The sequence below is a fragment of the Mesorhizobium sp. BR1-1-4 genome, from assembly GCF_020165375.1.
In the GTDB taxonomy this organism is placed as follows: Bacteria; Pseudomonadota; Alphaproteobacteria; order Rhizobiales; family Rhizobiaceae; genus Mesorhizobium; species Mesorhizobium australicum.
This window is the reverse complement of the sequence record NZ_JAIUIB010000011.1, coordinates 243,341-264,417: the sequence shown is the minus strand read 5'-3', so window position 1 is coordinate 264,417 and position 21,077 is coordinate 243,341. Positions and strand designations below refer to the sequence as shown.

Genomic DNA, 21,077 nt, shown 5'->3' with positions numbered 1-21,077 from the left:
CCCCAAACCCCTCGGCCCGTCCTACTCCAAGCCGACCGCAAGGTCGGCTTTTTCTTTGCGACAGCTTTTGCTTTGCAACAGACGGGTCGACCGCAAGTCGGCTTTCCAGCCAATAGACCGGCGACGGAACTTCGCGCCTAGTCAAATCAACCAAGCGGTCCGGACAAAGCGAGGCTACCGCCGAGCAGCGTAGCCAGATCGCCCGCGGGCGCATCGGCACCGGCGCGCAGGCGGATCGCGAACTCAGCCATCGGAACCGGCGGCAAGCCAAGTTCGCGGGGCGCTTCGACAATGCCGGAATGGGCAAAGCGCGGGGTTCGCAAGGTCAGCGCAACACCGGCATTTACCGCAGTGCGCAGACCGGCCAGGCTGGCGCTGCCGGCAGCGATGCGATAGCGGCGGCCGGCGGCGTCGAGCGCGGCGAGCGCCGCCTCGCGAAACCCGCAATAGGGGTCGAGCAGCGCCAGCGGCAATTCTTCCTGCCGCGAGGCCAGTCCCTTCTGCGAACACAGCCATGTCATCGGCTCGCGCAACACGCCGACCTCGTCCGGCACGGCAGCCTGGCGCATGACGATCGCCAGATCGAGGCTGCCAGCTTGTAACGCCTGCGCCAGTTCGGCGGAGCGGCCGACACGCAATTCGATCCTGACGCGGGGATGGCTGGAGGCGAAGGCACGCAGCAGGTCCGGCAGGCCGCTATCGGCGAAATCCTGCGTCGTGCCGATGGCGACGCGCCCGGCAGCGCGCGCGCCCTTCAGCGCCAGCCAGGCCTCGCGATGCACGGCAAGAATACGCCTGGCGTGCCCGACAAGATCCTCGCCTGCCGGCGTCAGGCCGCGCCCCCTGCCCTGCGGCGCCAGAAGTGGCTCACCGACGATCTCTTCCAAGCGCTGCATCTGCGCCGTCACCGCCGAGGGTGAGCGGCCGACATTGGCCGCCGCCTGCGCCAGCGAACCGCTGTCGACGAAAGCAAGGAAGGTTCTGAGCAGGTCGGGATCAAGCGTTTCCATAATTCGATTTTATCAAATCATCAGTTAAAAACAATTCAGTTTTTTCGATCAAAAGATGATGGCATGGTCTTCAACGGCGCCCACGCCGCTAAAAAACCAAGGAGAGCAAAATGCCCATCATCAATGTCAGCGTCACCGGCAAGCCCGACGCCACCCTGTCGGCCAGCATCGCCAGGGAAATAACCGAGATCACCGCCACGCATCTGCGCAAGGATCCGACGATCACCGCAGTTGCCGTGTCCTATCTCGATCCGCAGCACTGGTTCGCCGGCGGCAAGTCGCTCGCCGAGCACGGCACCAACACGTTCTGGCTCGACATCAAGGTGGTCGATGGCACCAACACAAAGCTCGAACTGGAGGCCTATCTCAAGGCGATCTTCGATGCCTTTGGCCGCCTGCTAGGCGTCGTGCACCAGGAGAGCTATGCTTTCGTGCATGAGGTTCCGGCAGCGGCCTATGGCTACGGCGGCAAGACGCAGGAGTTCCGTTTCATCAGCGGGCGGCTGAACGCGGCGTGAGGGCGCCCCTTCCGCATTGACCTTGCCTCGACTTCCGCTAGGCTCTGCCCCCGAAGCGGCCGCACAAGAGCCGCAATGACAAAATCGTTGGGAGAGACGCGGCATGATCCTGACACTGGCGCTGCTTGCGGGTCTGGTTGTGGCCTGGTTGCTGATCGGCGTGGTGGAAAAATTCCGCCTCGGCCTGCGCTTCACCCAGGCGCTGCTCTACGCACCGTTCAAGCTCGCCTACCGGATCAGCGACAATCGCATCAAGATCGCTCGCAAGGCGCAGGTGCCGGTCATCTATGTCATCTCGCACCAGTCGCGCTTCGAGCCGGCGCTGATGCTGTCGCTGCTGCCCGACGACACGCTGCATATACTCGACGAGGTCTCGGCGCGTTCGCCTTGGCTCGAACCGTGGCGCGAACTCGGCCGCACCATTGCCTTCAACGCCGAACATGTCTTCGTCAGCCGCCGGCTGGTGCGCGTGCTGAAGGGCAAGGGCCGGCTGGCCGTCTATCTGCCGGACGCGGTCGAGCCCGACGTCAAGACGTTTCGGCTGTTCCGCGCCGTCACCCGCATAGCCATGCAGGCCGACGCCCGCATCGTGCCGATCTTCGTCGCCGGCGCCCGCAACCTGCCGGTGTCGCTGACGCCGGCGGACAAGGCACCGCGTCACTGGTTTCCACGGCTGTCGGTCAGTGTCCTGGAGCCGATGACGATCGCCGAGCTGGTGGCGCGCAATCCGGACCAGGCTTCCAACACCAATGCGCTGTTCGACCGCGTCGCGGAGGCCCGGCTTTTTGGCACCGACCTCGACCGCGGCCTGTTCCTTGCCATGCGCGACGCCGCAACCAGGATCGGCGCTTCGCATGCGATCATCGAGGACGTCATTTCCGGGGCGCTGAGCTACCGCAAGATGTTCATCGGCGCGCGGGTGCTGGGCAGGCGCTTCGAGGCGGTGACGGCGCCGGGCGAAGCTGTGGGGGTGATGCTGCCCAACGCCAACGGCGTCGTGCTGTCGCTCGTCGGCCTGCTCTCGGCGGGCCGTGTGGCGGCGATGATCAACTACACGGCCGGGCCGGCAAGCGTCACCGCGGCTGTCCGCACCGCCGTCATCCGCACCGTTGTCTCTTCGCGTGCCTTTGTCGAGAAGGCCGATCTCGCCGATATCGTCGCCGCGGTTGAAAAGGGCGGCGCCAGGCTGCTGTGGCTGGAAGATGTACGCGAAAGCGTCACCACGCTGGACAAGCTTGCAGCCGCCTTGCTGTGGCGCCTGCCGCTGCAGCGACAGGACGCGGCAAAGCCCGGCGTGATCCTGTTCACCTCGGGCTCCGAAGGCACGCCGAAGGCCGTTGTTCTGTCGCAAAAGAATCTCCTCGCCAATGCCATGCAGGCCGAGGCGCGGATCACCATTTCGCCGGCGGACATCCTGCTCAACGTGTTGCCGGTGTTCCATTCGTTCGGCCTGACGGGCGGCACCATCCTGCCACTGGTCACCGGGGTAAAGCTGTTCCTCTATCCCTCGCCTCTCCACTACAAGCTCATCCCCGAGATCGCGCGCAAGGTGAAACCGACCATCATGTTCGGCACCGACACGTTCCTCGCCAACTATGCGCGCACCGCCAAGGACGGGGATTTCTCCAGTCTGCGCTTCGTCGTCGCCGGCGCCGAGGCGGTGAAGCCGGATACCCGCCGCGTTTATCGCGAACGCTTCCAGGCCGAGATCATCGAGGGCTTCGGACTGACCGAGGCGGCGCCCGTGGTTGCCGTCAACACCGCGATCCACGGCCGCGACGGCACGGTCGGCCGGCTTCTGCCGGCCATTCGCATGAAACTGGAGCCAGTCGAAGGCATCAACGATGCCGGCCAGTTGTGGCTCGACGGGCCGAACATGATGATGGGCTACATGACCGCGGACCGCCCCGGCGAGCTCCAGCCGCTGACCGGCTGGCACGACACGGGCGATATCGTCGCCGTCGACCGCGAAGGCTTCATCAGCATTCGCGGCCGCGCCAAGCGCTTCGCCAAGATCGCTGGCGAGATGGTGTCGCTGGGTGCGGTCGAGATGCTGGTGCAGTCGCTTTGGCCGGAAGAACGCCATGCGGCGGTGGCGGTGCCGGACAAGAGGCGGGGCGAGCGCATCGTGCTGGTCACCACCGCCGACGATGCCAGCGCCGAGGAGTTGCGTCAGTTCGGCAAAAAGGCCGGAGCGGCCGAACTGATGGTGCCTAACGACATCGTCAAGGTCGAGGAGATCCCGGTGCTCGGTTCCGGCAAGACCGACTATGTGTCGACGAGAAAGCTGGCGATCGACCGGCTCGGGCTTGGCGTGGCGGCCTGAGTCGGATCAAGGACTTCGGCCGACTTTCTAACCTATGTCCGAAGGCGGCACTTTCTCGCCTTCCAGCTTGGCCCGCTTGGAGTAGGCGCGCACGCTGAATGGGAGAAAGATCAGGTAGCCCGCGACCGATGCCGTCAGCGTGTACCAGGGATAGGTCATCAGCAAGAGAATGTAGAGGACGACGGCGAGGATGACCGGCAGCACCCTGTCGCCGGGGATCTTGATGCTCTTGCCTGAATAGACTGGCAAGCGGCTGACCAGCAGGAAGGCCACCAGGATGGTGAAGCCGGTGGCGACGAAGGCGGCCGGCCGGCTGGGCTCCACCCCAAGCCGCAGGAAATAGAGATAGAGCGGCAGCATCACCAGAACGGCGCCTGCCGGCGCCGGCACACCGACGAAATATTCGGTCTGCCATATCGGGCGGTCGGCCTTCTCGTCGTCGAGCACGTTGAAACGCGCCAGCCGCAGCCCGCAAGCGATCGCAAACAGCAGTGCCGCGATCCAGCCTGGCGAGCCGGCGCGGTCGAGCAGGAAGGCATAGAGCACCAGCGCCGGCGCAACGCCGAAATTGACGATGTCGGCCAGGGAATCCATCTGCGCGCCGAATTTGGAGGTCGCCTTCAGCATCCGCGCCAGGCGGCCGTCAATGCCGTCGAGAAAAGCGGCCAGCAGCACCATTACCACCGCCGGCTCGAAACGCCCCTCGAAGCCGAAGCGGATACCGGACAGGCCGGCGCAGATGGCAAGCACGGTGACCAGATTGGGCAGCACCATGCGCATGGGGATCTCGCGGATGCGCGGACCGCCGCTGGCATGGGCCTCGAATTTTTTATACTGCGTGCCCACCGTCAGGAAATCCGCACGAGAGGCGTGCCGGCGACACCGCCGAATTCGGCGAGCACGGTTTCGCCGCCGACCGCCGTCTGGCCAACGGCGACGCGCGGCGTGGCGGTCAAGGGCAGGAACACGTCGACGCGCGAGCCGAAGCGGATCAGGCCGAAACGCTCGCCGGTGCCGATCGAAGCGCCGGCCTCGGTCCAGCAGACAATGCGGCGCGCCACCAGGCCGGCGATCTGGACTGCCGCCACCGTGCCGTTGGGGCTCTCGATGACGAGGCCGTTGCGCTCGTTTTCCGTGCTCGCCTTGTCCAGCTCGGCATTGAGGAATTTTCCCGGCCGATGTTCGATTCTGGCGATGCGGCCGCGCACCGGAGAGCGGTTCACGTGACAGGAAAAGACGTTCATGAACACGGAGATACGGGTCATCTCGACATTGCCGAGGCCAAGCTCGCGCGGTGGCACGGCCGGCCCGACCGCCGAGACGATGCCATCAGCGGGGCTTACCACCAGGCGATCGTCAACAGGCGTGACGCGCTCGGGGTCACGGAAGAAATAGACGCACCAGGCGGTCAGGATCAGGCCGATCCAGAACAGGATCGAGGAGAAATAGCCGACGAACAGCGTCGCCGCGCCAAACGCCGCGATGAAGGGATAGCCTTCGCGATGGATCGGTACGAACGCGTTCTTGACCGTGTCGACAAGGCTCATGGGCTGGGGGCGGTCCCTGTTTCAGGTCCGGCCTCAATAGCCGAAACACCCCCTGCCCGCAACGCGACAATCGCCGGCGCGGATGAACGGGCAAGTGCGGGCCTGTGACCGCGGATAGCCTGGCGCTCCGTGTGTCGTGAAATTGGATACCGGGTCGCATGCCTGTGTCATGCCCTCAAAAGCCATCCTTTGACAGCGCCAGGACAGCCAGAGTGGCCGAGAAACCTATCTGCGCCGACGCCGCCCTTGCGCAGACCGGCACCTGTGGCGTCAACGTCACACCGATGCAGCGTTCTTCCTGCGCGAAAATACAGCGGTCCGCTGTCGGGAGACTCTCATCTCGCCCGTCCTTGGTGGGAAGCGCTTCATCGCAAGGGCGGATGACGCGCGCAACGGAGGCTCCTGATCATGCGAATATCGTCCGGCGACAAACCGCATATCGTCATGGAAGGTCTCGCCTTCGGGGAATCGCCACGCTGGCATGATGGGCGCCTGTGGGTCTGCAATTGGGGCACCGGCGAGATCATCGCCGTCGATGCCGACGGCAGCCGCAAGATCATGCTCACGATTCCGGCTGTCCTGCCCTACTCAATCGACTGGCTGCCGGATGGTCGCCTGCTGGTTGTCTCAGGCCGCGAGGGCCTGCTGTTGCGGCAGGAAGCCGATGGCTCGCTCGTCACCCACGCCGACCTGCGCGGCCTGTCGAAAAGCCCGTGGAATGAGATCGTCGTCGACGGGCGCGGCAACATCTACGTCAATGGTGGCGGGCCGGCGCCGGCGACCGGCCAGCATTTCGGTCCCGGCACCATCGTGCTGGTCACACCGGATGGCGCGGTCAGGCAAGTGGCGGACACTATCGCCTTTGCGAACGGCATGGCGGTGACCCCCCGGACAACAAGACGCTGATCATTGCCGAATCCCATGCCAACCGGCTGACCGCGTTTGACATTGCCGCCGACGGTTCCTTGTCCAACAGACGCACCTGGGCCGATCTCGACGGATATCCCGACGGCATCTGCCTCGATGCCGAAGGGGCGGTCTGGTATGCCGACGTTCCCAACAAGCATTGCGTGCGGGTGCGCGAAGGCGGTGACGTCTTGCAGACCGTCACCGCCGATCGCGGCTGCTTTGCCTGCATGCTGGGCGCTGCGGACAGGAAAACGCTGTTCATCACCGCCGCCGAGTGGCGCGGCTTCGAACATATGACAAGCGACGCCCGCACCGGCAAGGTGCTCGGCATTGAAGCGCCGGCACCGGGTGTGGGGTGGCCTGGCTAGAGTCCCGGCACGCGCTGATAATTGGCGATATCAGCTCGCACTCCGAGCCGGGCGATCGTCTCCTGCGGGTTGAAGGCGATGCGCTCGTGAGCAGCCTTGACGATCGGTACCACATTGTCGACGGCAGCCTGGCTTTCCCATTCGACGATGGTGACCAGGTTGAATTCGCCCGGTCCGGAGAATTGCTCGAGCAGAAAGTCCTGGACGAAGCCTTGCTGCAGACGCAGCAACTCATGCGTCATCTTCACCTTTGCGAGGATTTCATCGCGGGCATTGGCGGGCACCACGAACTTGTCGACCCTGAACACGCTGCCGCCGTTAACATCCTGATCCGTAAAGCTCATATCCATTTGATTCCGTCCTCGACGATGCTGTTTTGCGGCTCTCGGGCGACGGTCTACAATCTCAACCTAAGTTGAGGTCAAGAGCTTTTTTGAGCTACGACATCTCCGATGTGCGCCGGCGTACGACGACACCCAGTTCGTCGCTTTCGCGGGCAATGCGCAGCCGCTCCTCGGCTTCGGTCGCCTCGCGCTGGCGGTCCCACATCGAGGCATAGAGGCCGTGCTTTCGCATCAGCTCGACATGAGTGCCGCGCTCGGCGATCTGGCCGTCCTTCAGCACGATGATCTCGTCGGCGGCAATCACCGTCGACAGGCGGTGGGCGATGACGATGGTGGTGCGGCCCTTGCTGACGAGGTCGAGCGCGGCCTGGATCTCCTGTTCTGTATGACTGTCCAGTGCGGAGGTCGCTTCGTCGAGCATCAGGATCGGCGGTGCCTTCAGGATGGTGCGGGCGATCGCCACGCGCTGCTTCTCGCCGCCGGAAAGTTTCAGCCCGCGCTCGCCGACCATCGACTTGTAGCCGTCGGGCAGCTTCTCGATGAACGGCCCGATCTGGGCGAGTTCGGCGGCCTTGCGCACCTCCTCCTCGCCGGCGCCGACACGGCCGTAGCGGATGTTGTAGGCGATGGTGTCGTTGAACAGCACCGTGTCCTGCGGCACCATGCCGAGCACCGCGCGCAGACTGTCCTGCGTCACGTCCCTCACGTCCTGGCCGTCGATCAGAACCTGGCCACCCTGCACGTCGTAGAAGCGGAACAGCAACCGCGAGATGGTCGACTTGCCCGCACCCGACGGCCCGACAATGGCAACGGTCTTGCCGGCCGGCACCTCGAAGGAGACGCCCTTCAGGATCTTGCGGCTCGGATCATAGGAAAAGTGGACGTCGCGGAACTCGACCTTGCCGGCGCTGACGGCCAGCGGCTTGGCGTTGGGCTTGTCGACGATCTCCTGCGGCACGTCGAGGAGGTCGAACATGTGCTCGATGTCGGTGAGGCCCTGGCGGATTTCGCGATAGATGAAGCCGATGAAGTTGAGCGGCACGGAAAGCTGTACCAGCATGGCATTGATGAAAACGAAATCGCCGACGCTCTGGGTGCCGGCCTGCACCTCCAGCGCCGACATGCACATGACGACGACCGTGCCGACGCCGAAGATGAAGCCCTGGCCGAAGTTCAGCCAGCCGAGCGAGGTCCAGGTCTTGGTTGCGGCGATCTCGTAACGCGCCATCGAGCGGTCGAAGCGCTCGGCCTCCATGCGCTCATTGGTGAAATACTTGACCGTCTCGAAGTTGAGGAGCGAGTCGATCGCCTTGGTGTTGGCGTCGGTGTCGCTGTCGTTCATGTCGCGGCGGATCGAGATGCGCCAGTCGCTGGCCTTGACCGTGAACCAGACGTAGAGGCAGACGGTGACCGCCACCACGGCCACATATTTCCAGCCATAGGTGAAACCGAATATGCCCGCGGTCAGCGCGAATTCGAGGATCGTCGGCGCGGTGTTGAGCATGATGAAGCGGACGATCGTTTCGATGCCCTTGGTGCCGCGCTCGATGATGCGCGACAGGCCGCCGGTGCGGCGCTCCAGGTGGAAGCGCAGCGACAGCTGATGCATGTGCACGAAGGTGCGGAAGGCAAGCTGGCGAACCGCATGCTGGCCGACCCGGGCAAACAGCGCATCGCGCAGCTGGTTGAAGCCGAGCTGGACGAGCCTCAGCACATTGTAGGCAATGACCAGCATCACCGGGGCAAGCATGAACGATGGCAGCGGCGGTGGCGTTTTGAAGCCGCCCGCCAGCGCATCGGTCGCCCATTTGAAGAAATAGGGACCGGCGACCAGCGTCACCTTGGCGACGACCAGCAGCAGCGTCGCCCAGGTCACCCGCGCCCTGAGATCGGCGCGGTCGGCCGGCCACATATAGGGCCAGAGATTGCGCAGTGTCGTGAGTGTCGAGGTGTCGGAGGAGACGGTTTTTTCGGCCACTTTTCTTGCCTTTTGGGTGAGAGGGTCAGCGGCCGGAGCAGCAGGAATTGATGAGCGCGCCCAGCGATGCCGATACGTCGGCAAGTGCCGCGCGATCGACCGCATAGCGCGATCGCTGACGGTCGGGCTCAAACCGGACGAGGCCCGCCTCGACCAATATTTTCAGATGCTGGGAGATCGTCGACTGGGCCAGAGCGAAACGGTCGACGACCTCACGGCAGCAGCAGGAATTGCTGGCCGACAGATGCCTCAGTATCTCGATCCGCGCCGGATGCGAAAGTGCTGCGAACCGCGCCGCGACAGCGCGGCTGTCCGGCATGCAGCCAGGCAGTGCCGAGGCGGCATGATCTGGTAAGGGAACGCATTCTGTCATCGTTCATCGGCGATAGACGATGAACGATGACAGGGCAAGCTAGGCCGATGGGTAGATCGCCGGAATTGCCGGTCTATCCCTATTCCGTCTTCATCGGTGCGGTCGTCGCCTGCTCGCCCATTGCCTTGAGGTCGGCGGCTTCGCCTTCCTTCGACTTTTCCGGAACCTTGAACACCTGCCCCGGCCAGATGCGGTTCGGATTCCTGATCTGGTCCTGGTTGGCGAGGTATATGGTGGAGTAGCGCACGCCGTGACCATAGACGCGCCGTGAGATCCGCCACAGTGTGTCGTTGCGCCGAATGATGACCGCGCTGTCGGCATGTTCGAGCTTGGGCGACACGATTTCGGGCACGTCGCTTGGCGGCGTGGCTGCTGCGACGTTAGCCGGAGCCTCGGTGGCTGGCGCGGCGGGAGCCGGCGCGGTCTCGCCCGGAGCAGCGGCGGCAACAGCGGGCGCCGCGGGCTTGGCCTCGGCGGGCTTGGTCTCGGTGGGCTTGGTCTCGGCGGGGGCAACGGCGGCGACCGCCTCGCCCGGTTCGCGCTCGAAGGGCACCGCGGCGCGGGCCACCACCTTCACGCCATCGGCATCGAGGCCGTCGACATGGATGGTATAGCTGCCGACCGGAATATCGCGCGTCGCCTCGACCAGGAAATGGCCGTCCGACGAGGTCTGCGCGTCGCCGAGCAGGATGTCGTTGGCGTAGGCGCGCACCTTGCGGCCCGGATCGGCGAGGCCGGCGACAAAGATCTTGTTGCCGTCGATCTCGACTGCCTCGACCACGATCTTTGGTTCGGCCACGGCTGCCGCGGGCGCGGCCGGTGCCGCCGGAGTGGGTTTTGCTTCAACCACGGCTGGCGTGGCCGTCGCCGGCGCGGCGGGCGCTTCAGCAGCAGGAGCGGCAGCCTGGTCGCCGGTTGCCGGCGCCGGCTTTGGCTCAGATGCCGGAACCGTCAGCAGTTCGGCCGGCTTGCCCGGCTCCTCGACCATGGCCAGCACCTGGCCAGCCGCATTCGTGGGCACCGAGACGACTGCGGTCTGCGCCGAGGCGGTCACGACCGCGCCAACCGTCGAACGCAGGGCGATCGTATAGTCGCCGGGCTTCAGCGGGTCTTCGAGCACGATGACAAAGGCGCCATCGGGACCAGCAACCGTGGAGCCGATCACCGTCGCGCCGTTGAGAATTTCGACCTTCGAGTTGGGCGCCGCGTTGCCGGCAACGACGATCGAGCCGTTGCTCTCGACCCGTACGACATCGAAAGTCGGCGCGATCGGATCCGCCGTCGCGGGCGCCGCAGGCGCCGCAGCGTCGGTTGCAGGTGCTGCCGGGGCCGTCGCCTGAGGTGCCGCGCCCGGCGCGGCCGGCATCGCCGGAGCCGGCAGGCGCCCTTCCGTGCCAGGATCGGCCGGCTTCGGCGCCGCGGGCGGCGTCAACGCCGCGACTTCCGCCGGCGGTGTGCGATGAAGATACGGGTCGAGTGCGCCCGACACATAGGCGGTTCCCGCGGCCGCGACGGTCCCACCCGCCGCGAACAAGAACGCCTTCAATGGATTGATTGCCATGTATTTCCCTGCCCCTTAGCCACCTAACGCCGGTCTAGCGTGTTTTGCCATGACCGACAAGAAAAAGCCCGGCCTTCTCAACCCTAGGGCTTGACCGCGCTTTCAGACCCAATCACCAATCATCGGCATGAACACGATTCGATCCGTTTGCGTCTATTGCGGCTCATCTCCGGGCCGCGATGAAATCTATGTCAAGGCCGGCCACCTGCTTGGACGCTCAATTGCAAAGGCAGGCCTGCGGCTGGTCTATGGCGGCGGCACCAAAGGCATTATGGGCGCCGTCGCCGAAGGCGCGCTCAAGGCCGGCGGCAAGGTGACGGGCATCATTCCGCGCTTCCTGATCAACAAGGAAGCAACCGAAACCGCGCTTGACCGGCTCGACGAGTTGTCGATCACCGACAACATGCACGAGCGCAAACACAAGATGTTCGAGAAATCCGACGCCTTTGTGGCGCTGCCTGGTGGCATCGGCACAGTCGAGGAGATCGTCGAGATCATGACCTGGGCGCAGCTTGGCCATCACCGCAAACCGATCGTCTTCGGCAACGTCAACGGATTCTGGGATCCGATGACGGCGTTGCTTGATCACATGGCGGCGGAAGGCTTCATTCATACCGCGCAGCGTGTGAAGCCGCTGGTCGTCAACGACCCCGAGGCCATCGTCGCCGCTATCATGGTCGCGGGCTCCTCGGTCGACGCACCGACCGAGGGCGTCCAGTCGGTGATCGACAAGATGTAAGGTTACGGGAGTAGAGCAGTAGGTTTGCAGTGTCGGAGCGTACACTTCCCCCTACTGCCTGCTCCCTACTCCCTCCGAGCAGCTTGCCCCAGATCGGCGACATTCCCGGCAGCGGCATGATGTTCGAAGTCGGCAGCGATGCCGATGTGCGCGGCCATCTCGCCACCTTGCCACTGGTCAAGGCTGGCATGATGGACATTGCCGCGACCGTGCCACTCAACCCCTATCCGGGGTTTGGGCCGAAGCGCTGAGGCCGACGGCCGCGCAATCGAGGTCGTCAGCAGGACCGCCAGGCCGACAAGCGCCTTGCATCTCATCAAGCCAAGCGGCACGCTGGCGCTGCCGCTTGCCAAGGGCCGAACGAGCCTTCGACTGACGGGCGACAAATCGCAACCGATGAAGGTGCAAATTGCATTCGACCGACTATCTCGGCCAACTGTTCGGCCTCGAAGGCAAGCATGCCTTCATAACCGGCGCCAGCCGTGGCCTGGGCCTCGCCTTCGCGGAGGCGCTTGCGAGCGCCGGCGCGCGCGTCACGATCGGCGGCCGCAAGGCCGACGATCTCAAAGCGGCCGCGGACAAGTTGCGCGCCGCGGGCCATTCGATCACGGAAGCGGTGATCGACGTGACCGACACCCAGTCGGTCGACCAGGCAATCGCGGCGGCGGAAACCGGCACCGCACCGATAGACATCCTGGTCAACAATGCCGGCATCCAGCGACGGGCGCCGTTGGAGACCTTCAGCGACGCCGACTGGGACGCGCTGATGGCCACCAACCTGGACGGCGTGTTCAAGGTGAGCCGGGCCGTCGTAAAGGGCATGATCGCGCGCCAAAGGGGGTCGATCATCAATGTCTCCTCAGTGCAGAGCGTGCTCGCCCGCCCCTCGATCGCGCCCTACGCGGCGAGCAAGGGCGCCATCACCATGCTGACCAAGTCGATGGCCGGCGAATGGGGCCAGCACGGCGTGCGTATCAACGCCATCGCGCCGGGCTATTTCAAGACCGAGCTCAACGCCGCGCTGGTCGCCGACGAGACATTCTCCGCCTGGCTGACCGGCCGCACGCCGATGCGGCGCTGGGGCGAAGTGAGGGAACTCGCGGGCGCTGCCGTGTTCCTGGCGTCCGACGCCGCCAGTTTCGTGAACGGACAGACGCTGCTGGTGGATGGCGGGATCACCAGCGTCCTGTAAGCGGGCACGCCGTCACGGAACAGTCACACTAAATCGGGGATGCCGTGCTAGAAATCGCGCTTGGCCGCCCCCGCGACCCCGACCGCATCAGAGACCGGCGAAGCCGCCATGAACATCGCCATCCCCTCCGAGGGCACTGACCTGTCGCCTTACCTGCCCGATGAGCACGGGTTGTTCTTCATCTACCACTTTACCACCGAAGGGGTGCGCACCAGGGATGCCGCCGCCGCGCATTGGACATGGCGCAGCTACCAGCTTTCCGACATGCATGCGCGCCACGAGATCGGCGCCGATCAGGCCTTGCCGGCGCCGGTGCGCGAAGCCTTCCTGACCGCCAGTCATGGCTGCCACATCGACCTCGAGGATGACTGGCTCTATGGCGATCTGCCGGACCTGCGCCATGATTATTCGGCGGAAGCCGGCGGGCTTGGTCATTTCCGCTTCGCCCTCAACGACACGATGCTGGTCGGCGCCCGCAAGCAGCCGCTGCAATCGGTCGACAACATCCGCAAGGCGATCGAGAACGGATCGCGCAAGTTCCGGTCTCCGGCCGAGCTGATCGAGGCTGTCGTCGGCCAGTCGTTCGACGGGATGGCGACGGAACTCGCGGCACTCAGCGACAGTCTCGACGGCATTGAGGACCGCATCGTCTGCGACGCATGGCACAATGAGCGGCAGGCGCTGGTCGATGCACGCCGGCATCTGGTGGTCATCCACCGGCAGATGGCGACGCTGACCAACCTGTTTCGCCATCTCGACCATTCGCACCGCAACGACCTGCCGGATTCGATCAACGACATGGCGGCGCGGCTTTCGCACCGCGCACAGACACTGCACTATGACGGCGAGCAGTTGCAGGCGCGCACGCGGCTGCTACAGGACGAGCTGATGGCCAAGCTGACGACGCAGTCGAACCGGCTGCTTTACGTGCTCTCGGTGATGACGGCGGTGCTGTTGCCGATGACCATCATCTCAGGCCTGTTCGGCATGAATGTCGGCGGTTTGCCGCTGGTCAACACCCCGTTGGGTTTTTGGGTGATCACGGGCGCGTCGCTGCTGATCGCGGGCGTGACCTATCTTTTTGTCAGGCGGCTCGGGCAGATGTAGCCCGGCGCGCCGTCGCCAGCATGGACCAGGAATAGACCGCAAGAGCCGCCCAGATCAGGGCAAAGGCGATGGCCTGCGTGGTGCCGAACGGCTCGTCGAAGATCAGCACGGCAATCAAAAACACCATGGTCGGCGCTATGTACTGCATGATGCCGATGGTCGAGAGGCGCAGCAGCTTGGCGCCAAAGGCGAACAGCAGCAGCGGCACGGCCGTCACCGGCCCGCAGCCGATGAGCAGCGCGGTGTCGGTGCCATTGCTGGAGACGAAATGGTCCTGTCCGGTGGCGATCAGGAAGGCGATGTAGCCCAGCGCCGGTACCGACAGCAAAAGCACTTCGAGCAGGAAACCCTGGCTGGGACCGATCGGCAGCGTCTTGCGGAAGAAGCCGTAGGCGGCGAAGGAAAACGCCAATGCCAGCGACACCCAGGGCAGCTTGCCGCCGTCGATCGTCAACACGGCGACGGCGACCGCCGCAAGCACCACCGCCGCGATCTGCAATCGGTCGAGCCGCTCGCCGAGCAGCAGTGCGCCGACCACGACGTTCACCAGTGGGTTGATGTAATAGCCCAATGCCGTCTCGACGGTGCGGTCGACGGCGATCGCCCAGACATAGATGCCCCAGTTGATCGAGATCAGCGCCGCCGTCAGCGCCGCCATGGCGATGGTGCGGGGCGAGCGGATCGCCACCTTGAAGTCGGCCGTGCGGCCGGCCCAGACCAGGACCGCCGCGGCAATCGGCACCGACCAGACGATGCGGTGTGCAATCACCTCGGCAAGCGGCAGATGCGCCACCGCCTTCATGTAGAAGGGCAGCAACCCCCACAAGAGATAGGCACCCAGCGCCAGCAAGAAGCCGCGGCGGGCTTTCGATTCTGCATCGGGGGTAATTGCTTCAGCGGCCATGGCCCAACGCTATGGCCCAGTAATCTTGGCAAGACCATCGCAAAGTTCTGATGGATCAATGGACTTTCGCTGATGGTTCAAACTTACTCCGCCGCCACCAGCCCCGCCATCTCGCGATTCTTCATCAGCTTGTAGACGATCGAATCCATTAACGCCTGAAACGAGGCGTCGATGATGTTTTCCGAGACCCCGACCGTCCACCAGCGCGCGCCGGTACCGTCATGCGATTCGATGAGCACGCGGGTGATGGCCTCGGTGCCGCCATTGAGGATACGCACCTTGAAGTCGGCAAGCTCGAGATCCGCGATCTCGTTCTGGTATCTGCCGAGATCCTTGCGCAGCGCAATGTCGAGCGCGTTGACGGGGCCATGGCCCTCGGCCACCGACATCTTCTCCTCGCCCTCGACCAGCACCTTGACCACTGCTTCCGACACCGTCTTCAACTGGCCATTGGCATCGAAGCGGCGTTCAATCATGCAGCGGAACGAGGTGACGTGGAAGAATTCGGGCAGGCCATGCAGCATCTTGCGCGCCAGGAGTTCGAAGGAGGCGTCGGCGCCCTCATAGGCGTAGCCCGAGGCCTCACGCTCCTTGACCACCGATATCAGGGCGTCGAGCCGATGGTCGTCCTTCGGCACATCGATGCCGCGCCGCTTCAACTCGGCGAGGAAATTGGCCTTGCCGCCCTGGTCGGAGACCATGACGCGGCGGCGGTTGCCCACGGCCTGCGGCTCCACATGCTCATAGGTCGCCGACTCCTTGGCCAGCGCCGAAGCGTGGATACCCGCCTTGGTGGCAAAGGCGGAGGAGCCGACATAGGGCGCCTGCGCTTCCGGAGCGCGGTTCAACAATTCGTCGAAGGCGCGCGACAGGCGCGAAATGCCGGTAAGCGCTTCGGCTGAGATTCCCGTCTCGAAGCGGTCGGCGAAAGCCGGCTTCAGCGCCAGTGTCGGCAGGATCGAGATCAGATTGGCGTTGCCGCAACGTTCGCCGATGCCATTCAGCGTGCCCTGGATCTGGCGCACGCCGGCCTCGACGGCGGCAAGGGAATTGGCCACCGCCTGGCCGGTGTCGTCATGGGCATGGATGCCGAGATGCTCGCCCGGAATGCCCGCGGCGATAACCTTCTCGACGATTGCCCGCACTTCGGAGGGCTGCGTGCCGCCATTCGTGTCGCAAAGCACCACCCAGCGCGCACCGGCGTCGTAGGCCGTTTTCGCACAAGCGAGCGCATAGTCCGGATTGGCCTTGAAGCCGTCGAAGAAATGCTCGCAATCGACCATTGCTTCCTTGTCCGAAGCGACCGATGCCTCGACGGACACTTTTATGGAGTCGAGGTTCTCCTCGTTGGTGCAACCGAGCGCCACGCGAACATGGTAGTCCCAGCTCTTGGCGACGAAGCAGATGGCGTCCGATTTCGATTGGACAAGCGCCGCCAGCCCCGGATCGTTAGAGGCTGAGACCCCAGCCCGCTTGGTCATTCCGAACGCAACGAATTTTGCGCGTGCCGTGCGCTTCTGCTGGAAGAATGCAGTGTCGGTCGGATTGGCGCCGGGATAACCACCTTCGACATAGTCGAAGCCGAACTCGTCGAGCAGTTTGGCAATCGCGATCTTGTCCTCGACCGAAAAGTCGATGCCCGGCGTCTGCTGGCCGTCGCGGAGCGTGGTGTCGAAGAGATAGAGGCGCTCGCGGCTCATCGTCATTTGCCCGCAAACTTGTCCGTCGCGCGGATCAGCCGGTCGAGGATGCCGGGCTCCGAATAGGCATGGCCGGCGCCTTCGATCAGATGAAAGTCCGCCTTCGGCCAGGCCTTGTGCAGCGCCCAGGCGTAGCGCGCCGGGCACGGCATGTCGTAGCGGCCGTGGACGATGGTTCCGGGGATGTCCTTGAGCTTCCCGGCATCGCGGAGCAACTGCCCCTCCTCGAGCCAGCCGGCATGGACGAAATAGTGGTTTTCGATGCGGGCGAAGGCGACGGCATAGTCGTCCTCGCCAAACGGACCGCTGGTTTCGGGTTCAGGAAGCAGCGTGATCGTCTCGCCCTCCCACAGGCTCCAGGCGCGGGCGGCCTCGATCTCCACCTTTCGGTCGGACCCGACCAGCCGCTTGCGGTAGGCTGCCATCATGTCGCCGCGCTCGGCCTGCGGGATCGGCGCCAGGAAACGCTCCCATTTGTCGGGGAACATCTCCGAAACGCCGAATTGATAGTACCATTCGAGCTCGGCGCGGGTCAGCGTGTAGATGCCGCGCACCACCAGTTCGCTGACGCGATCAGGGTGTGTCTCGGCATAGGCGAGCGCCAGCGTCGAGCCCCAGGAACCGCCGAACACCAGCCAATTGTCGAAGCCGGCCATTTCGCGCAGTCGCTCGATGTCGGCAACGAGATGCCATGTCGTGTTGGCCTCCAGCGAGGCGTTCGGCGTCGATTTTCCGCAGCCGCGCTGATCGAACAGGATGACGTCGTAGAGCTTGGGGTCGAACAGCCGCCGGTGTTTTGACGAAATGGTGCCGCCCGGTCCACCGTGCAGGAACACGGCCGGCTTGGCGCCCTTGGTGCCCGACCGCTCCCAATAGACCATATGGCCGTCGCCGACATCGAGCATCCCCGAGTCGAACGGTTCGATTTCCGGGTAGAGGGTGCGCAAGCTCATATTTTCAGGCCCTGTTGCGGCCAGTTGGCCGTTTCGTGATCGGGGTGTTGGAAGGAGATGATCTGCTCCTGCCGCGCGTAATAATCGGGATCCTGGTGGACAGGCTGGTCGAAGATCGTCTCGACCCAAGGCAGCCGTGCCGCATAGTTGACCTGGATCCGCGGCGCCAGATCCGAGCGGTCGTCGAAGGCGCCGATGGCGATCTCGAGCCCGCCGGGCTGCCGGTAGGTCAGCGGCGTGCCGCAACGGGCGCAGAAGCCGCGATCGATGTTGACCGAAGACTGGAAATAACTTGGTTCTTCATGGGTCCATTCGACGCCATCCTTAGGTACCGTCACCAGCGCGCCGAAGAAGGAGCCGAACTGTTTCTGGCACATGCGGCAATGGCAGATGGACGCACGTCCCAGCGCCCCCTTGATGCGGAAGCGCACGGCGCCGCATTGGCAGCCGCCGGTTCGGACAGTTTCGGTCATGGTCTTTCCTCCGGCGGCCATTGGTCGGTGTCGTGGTCGGGATGCTGATAGGAGACGAGCTCGGCGAGATAAGGAGCCGAGCCGATATCCGCCATCGTGTCCTCGCCCGGCAATCGCGGAATGGAATCCACATAGGGCAGTTTTGCTTCCGTGCCCCACTGGATGGTCGGCGCGATACCAGCCGGATCGTCGAAGGCGGCGATCGCCAGAGCCATGCCGTCGGGCGCCTCGAAGGTCAGCGGCGTGCCGCATTCGGCGCAGAAACCGCGCCATACGACATTGGAGGAACGGAACCGCTTGGGTTCGCCGCGCGTCCAGTCGACCTTGGCGCCGCGCACCGAGACCAGCGGCAGGTAGAAATTGCCGCTGGCCTTCTGGCACATGCGGCAGTGGCAGACCGAGGCGTCGCCGAGCGCGCCTTCGACGCGGAAGCGCACCGCACCGCACTGGCAGCCGCCTGTGTAGACTGGCCGGTTGTCGAGGCTCATCGGTTTTCACTCCGGATCATGGCAGACCGCCTCGACATTGTTGCCGTCGGGATCGAGGACGAAGGCGCCGTAATAGTGGGGGTGATAGTGCGGACGCAGGCCCGGTCCGCCATTGTCCTTGCCGCCGGCTGCAAGGGCGGCGGCGTGGAAGGCGTCGACCTCGGCGCGGCTGCGCGCGGTGAAGGCGACGTGCTGATGATCTCGGGGCTTTTCCCTGGCCGCGCTCAACCAGAACACCGGCCGGTCGCGGCCATAGCCGCCGACCTTGGCGCCACCAGTGTATTCCTGCGGCACCATATAAAGCAGCGAGCCACCCAGCGGCGCCATCGCCTTGTCGTAGAAAGCCTTGGAGGCATCGAAATCGGAAACGGTGATGCCGAGATGGTCGATCATGAAACGAGCTCCTCCGTTGCTGGTTCCGGCACGTTGGCGCCGGCCAGACCGGCCGCGATAACGATGTGCTGGCAGACATTGTCGATATCGCGGATCACGTCGTCATTCCAGAAGCGCAGGATGGTCCAGCCTAGTGCTTCGAGCCTCGCTGTTCTTCCGGCATCCGATTCCGAAACTCCAACTCGTGCGTGCTGGGAACCGTCCAGCTCGACGATCAGCTTTTTGGCCGGGCAAGCAAAGTCGACGATATAGCCACCGATCGGCATTTGGCGTCTGAAAGCCAAGCCCATAAGACGATGCGCTCTGATCTCATTCCAAAGTTTGAGTTCGGCATCGGTCATTGCCTTGCGCATCTTGCGCGCATTGCCGCGATTGAAGGCGGACACTGGATAATGCGTCACGGCAGTTCGCCCCCCTCTGTCCTGCCGGACATCTCCCCCTCAAGGGGGGAGATCGGCAGTTTCAGCGACGGGGCCGGACCTTCAACGTCGGCGATTGGCGAAAGCTGAAGTGGCATCCAATCTCCCCCCTTGAGGGGGAGATGCCCGGCAGGGCAGAGGGGGGTGCCTAGCGCCACCCTCACCGCTTCACCTCCCACGTCGTCACGCGCTCGCCGGTGACCGGATCCTTGCCATCCTTCAACTGCACGCCTTGCGCCAGGAGTTCATCGCGGATGCGGTCGGCCTCGGCCCAGTTCTTGGCAGCGATGAACTGCAGGCGCCTGGCGATGGTTTCCGCAATCGCGGCCTCGTCGACCTTGGCCGCGCCGACGTCGAAACCGAGGAACGCGAGCGAGGTTTTCAAGGAAGCCGCGGCGCCATTCTCGCCAGCGCCGCTGAAGTCGGTTGCCTCACCGGCAAGCTGGGTCAGTTGCTGGAAGGCCGCGTAGGTCGCAAGATCATCCGACAGCGCCTCCACGACTTCCGCCGGCACCTGGCTTCCCGCAGCCGGCGCCAGGTCCGACGCGCGTTTCCATTTGCGTAGCGTGTTCTCCGCCTCCTCAAGCTTGCGCACGGAAAAGTCGATCGGCTCGCGGTAGTGCGTCATCAGCATCGCCAGCCGCAGCACCTCGCCAGGCCATCTGCGGCCGCCGAAGGTCTCGGTCTCGAGCAATTCGTGGATCGAATAGAAATTGCCGAGGCTCTTCGACATTTTCTGGCCCTCGACCTGCAGGAAACCATTGTGCATCCACACATTGGCCATGACATCGGTGCCGTGGGCGCAGCGCGACTGGGCAATCTCGTTCTCATGATGCGGGAAGATCAGATCGAGGCCGCCGCCATGGATGTCGAAGACCTCGCCGAGATAGGCGGCCGACATGGCCGAGCATTCGATATGCCAGCCGGGCCGGCCCCTGCCCCATGGACTTTGCCAGCCGGGCTCTTCCGGCGATGACAGTTTCCACAGCACAAAATCGCCGGGGTTCCTCTTGTGGGCCTCGACGGCGATGCGGGCACCGGCCTGCTGCTCGTCGAGATTGCGCTTCGACAATTGACCATAGTCCGGCATCGAGGCCGTATCGAACAGAACTTCGCCTGCCGCGACATAGGCATGGCCGCGTTCGATCAGGCTTTTAATCAAGGTGATCATATCAGCCTTGCCGTCGGCGCGGGGTTCGACGAATTCGGTGGCGCGCGGTTCGACCGTCGGCTCCAGGCAACCAAGCGTGGCGACATCCCTGTGGAACTGGTCGGCCGTTTTTTCGGTCACCCGTCGGATCGCTTCGTTGAGCGAAAGGGTTCCCGAAGCGATCTCGCCGCCGAAATCGCGCAGCGCCCGCGCGTTGATCTTGTCGTCGACGTCGGTGATGTTGCGCACATAGGTGACGTGCGTCTCGCCGTAGAGGTGGCGCAATAAGCGGAACAGCACGTCGAACACGATCACCGGCCTGGCGTTGCCGATATGGGCGAAGTCGTAAACGGTCGGGCCGCAGACATACATGCGCACGGCAAGCGGATCGATCGGCACGAAGCCCTCTTTCGTGCGCGTCAGCGTGTTGTAGAGGCGCAGGCCCTTTGATGCGTCAGACATTCCATGCTTCCCGTTCAGAACTTCTTGTCTGGATGGAGCCAGCCCAGCGCCGAGGCGCAAATCAGGTTCCAGCCTGCTGGCCGGGGCGTTTGTCCACTCTGGGGAAGATGAGGCGAAAACGTCCGGACCAGCGCGAGGCTAGCCAATAATGCAAATGCCACAA

General features: G+C 64.2%; 21 protein-coding genes and 1 pseudogene. 7 read left to right on the top strand and 15 right to left on the bottom strand.

What is annotated here, in order from left to right; genetic code table 11:
* Window positions 1-146: 146 nt before the first annotated feature.
* Window positions 147-1,010, bottom strand: a complete 864-nt coding sequence (locus LB571_RS23860; RefSeq protein WP_224598436.1) for a LysR substrate-binding domain-containing protein — start codon at window positions 1,008-1,010, stop codon at window positions 147-149.
* 110 nt (window positions 1,011-1,120) lie between these two features.
* Between LB571_RS23860 and LB571_RS23855 the strand changes: the two genes are divergently transcribed.
* Complete coding sequence (locus LB571_RS23855; protein ID WP_224598432.1) at window positions 1,121-1,528, top strand: tautomerase family protein; 408 nt, start codon at window positions 1,121-1,123, stop codon at window positions 1,526-1,528.
* Between the two features lie 103 nt (window positions 1,529-1,631).
* Entirely contained in the window at window positions 1,632-3,854 is a 2,223-nt protein-coding gene (locus LB571_RS23850; protein ID WP_140718276.1) for an AMP-binding protein, read from the top strand.
* 27 nt (window positions 3,855-3,881) lie between these two features.
* Here LB571_RS23850 and LB571_RS23845 read toward each other — a convergent pair whose 3' ends face one another.
* Together LB571_RS23845 and LB571_RS23840 are read right to left on the bottom strand one after the other, a co-directional pair.
* The gene (locus LB571_RS23845; RefSeq protein WP_015318532.1) at window positions 3,882-4,700 is read right to left on the bottom strand and encodes a CDP-alcohol phosphatidyltransferase family protein; all 819 of its coding nucleotides are present in this window, start codon (window positions 4,698-4,700) and stop codon (window positions 3,882-3,884) included.
* 2 nt (window positions 4,701-4,702) lie between these two features.
* Window positions 4,703-5,401, bottom strand: a complete 699-nt coding sequence (locus LB571_RS23840) for a phosphatidylserine decarboxylase (protein WP_140618445.1) — start codon at window positions 5,399-5,401, stop codon at window positions 4,703-4,705.
* 408 nt (window positions 5,402-5,809) lie between these two features.
* Between LB571_RS23840 and LB571_RS23835 the strand changes: the two are divergent.
* Window positions 5,810-6,678: pseudogene (locus LB571_RS23835) on the top strand (SMP-30/gluconolactonase/LRE family protein).
* Here the strand turns inward: LB571_RS23835 and LB571_RS23830 are convergent.
* From LB571_RS23830 to LB571_RS23815, 4 genes are all read right to left on the bottom strand, one after another.
* The gene (locus LB571_RS23830; RefSeq protein WP_411961393.1) at window positions 6,675-7,028 is read right to left on the bottom strand and encodes an antibiotic biosynthesis monooxygenase; all 354 of its coding nucleotides are present in this window, start codon (window positions 7,026-7,028) and stop codon (window positions 6,675-6,677) included. The pseudogene LB571_RS23835 and the gene LB571_RS23830 overlap by 4 nt on opposite strands.
* Before the next feature lie 88 nt (window positions 7,029-7,116).
* Window positions 7,117-9,000, bottom strand: a complete 1,884-nt coding sequence (locus LB571_RS23825; protein WP_224598430.1) for an ABCB family ABC transporter ATP-binding protein/permease — start codon at window positions 8,998-9,000, stop codon at window positions 7,117-7,119.
* A 25-nt stretch (window positions 9,001-9,025) separates the two neighbouring features.
* A complete protein-coding gene (locus LB571_RS23820; protein ID WP_015318537.1) occupies window positions 9,026-9,373 on the bottom strand; it encodes an ArsR/SmtB family transcription factor in 348 nt (115 codons plus the stop codon).
* Between the two features lie 79 nt (window positions 9,374-9,452).
* Window positions 9,453-10,934, bottom strand: a complete 1,482-nt coding sequence (locus LB571_RS23815; RefSeq protein WP_224525671.1) for a LysM peptidoglycan-binding domain-containing protein — start codon at window positions 10,932-10,934, stop codon at window positions 9,453-9,455.
* Window positions 10,935-11,061: 127 nt separating this feature from the next.
* Here LB571_RS23815 and LB571_RS23810 point away from each other — a divergent pair, with 127 nt between their 5' ends.
* The 4 genes from LB571_RS23810 to LB571_RS23795 all read left to right on the top strand — a co-directional run bounded on the left by LB571_RS23810 (window position 11,062) and on the right by LB571_RS23795 (window position 13,972).
* Window positions 11,062-11,673 (top strand): TIGR00730 family Rossman fold protein, encoded by a 612-nt coding sequence (locus LB571_RS23810; protein ID WP_015318539.1) that lies wholly within the window; start codon window positions 11,062-11,064, stop codon window positions 11,671-11,673.
* Between the two features lie 83 nt (window positions 11,674-11,756).
* Window positions 11,757-11,924 carry a hypothetical protein gene (locus LB571_RS23805; RefSeq protein WP_181177898.1) on the top strand — a complete coding sequence of 56 codons (168 nt, stop codon included), beginning with the start codon at window positions 11,757-11,759 and terminating at the stop codon, window positions 11,922-11,924.
* 158 nt (window positions 11,925-12,082) lie between these two features.
* Window positions 12,083-12,865: a glucose 1-dehydrogenase gene (locus LB571_RS23800; protein ID WP_140618456.1), complete on the top strand. Its 783-nt coding sequence runs from the start codon at window positions 12,083-12,085 to the stop codon at window positions 12,863-12,865.
* 108 nt (window positions 12,866-12,973) lie between these two features.
* A complete protein-coding gene (locus LB571_RS23795; RefSeq protein WP_140618719.1) occupies window positions 12,974-13,972 on the top strand; it encodes a transporter in 999 nt (332 codons plus the stop codon).
* Here LB571_RS23795 and rarD read toward each other — a convergent pair.
* From rarD to cysS, 8 genes are all read right to left on the bottom strand, one after another.
* Window positions 13,950-14,876: an EamA family transporter RarD gene (rarD, locus tag LB571_RS23790; RefSeq protein WP_224598427.1), complete on the bottom strand. Its 927-nt coding sequence runs from the start codon at window positions 14,874-14,876 to the stop codon at window positions 13,950-13,952. The genes LB571_RS23795 and rarD overlap by 23 nt on opposite strands.
* Before the next feature lie 83 nt (window positions 14,877-14,959).
* Complete coding sequence (cimA, locus tag LB571_RS23785; protein ID WP_181177885.1) at window positions 14,960-16,582, bottom strand: citramalate synthase; 1,623 nt, start codon at window positions 16,580-16,582, stop codon at window positions 14,960-14,962.
* The gene (gene pip, locus LB571_RS23780) at window positions 16,579-17,529 is read right to left on the bottom strand and encodes a prolyl aminopeptidase (protein WP_140878626.1); all 951 of its coding nucleotides are present in this window, start codon (window positions 17,527-17,529) and stop codon (window positions 16,579-16,581) included. The genes cimA and pip overlap by 4 nt, the downstream gene beginning before the upstream one ends.
* Complete coding sequence (locus tag LB571_RS23775) at window positions 17,526-18,002, bottom strand: GFA family protein (protein WP_140663054.1); 477 nt, start codon at window positions 18,000-18,002, stop codon at window positions 17,526-17,528. Before LB571_RS23775 ends, pip begins: the two co-directional genes overlap by 4 nt.
* Entirely contained in the window at window positions 17,999-18,490 is a 492-nt protein-coding gene (locus LB571_RS23770) for a GFA family protein (RefSeq protein ID WP_015318547.1), read from the bottom strand. Before LB571_RS23770 ends, LB571_RS23775 begins: the two co-directional genes overlap by 4 nt.
* A 6-nt stretch (window positions 18,491-18,496) precedes the next feature.
* The gene (locus LB571_RS23765; RefSeq protein WP_140791803.1) at window positions 18,497-18,883 is read right to left on the bottom strand and encodes a VOC family protein; all 387 of its coding nucleotides are present in this window, start codon (window positions 18,881-18,883) and stop codon (window positions 18,497-18,499) included.
* Complete coding sequence (locus tag LB571_RS23760) at window positions 18,880-19,236, bottom strand: endonuclease domain-containing protein (RefSeq protein ID WP_224598468.1); 357 nt, start codon at window positions 19,234-19,236, stop codon at window positions 18,880-18,882. The genes LB571_RS23765 and LB571_RS23760 overlap by 4 nt, the downstream gene beginning before the upstream one ends.
* A 226-nt stretch (window positions 19,237-19,462) precedes the next feature.
* Complete coding sequence (gene cysS / locus LB571_RS23755) at window positions 19,463-20,914, bottom strand: cysteine--tRNA ligase (RefSeq protein ID WP_224598423.1); 1,452 nt, start codon at window positions 20,912-20,914, stop codon at window positions 19,463-19,465.
* Window positions 20,915-21,077: the final 163 nt, after the last annotated feature.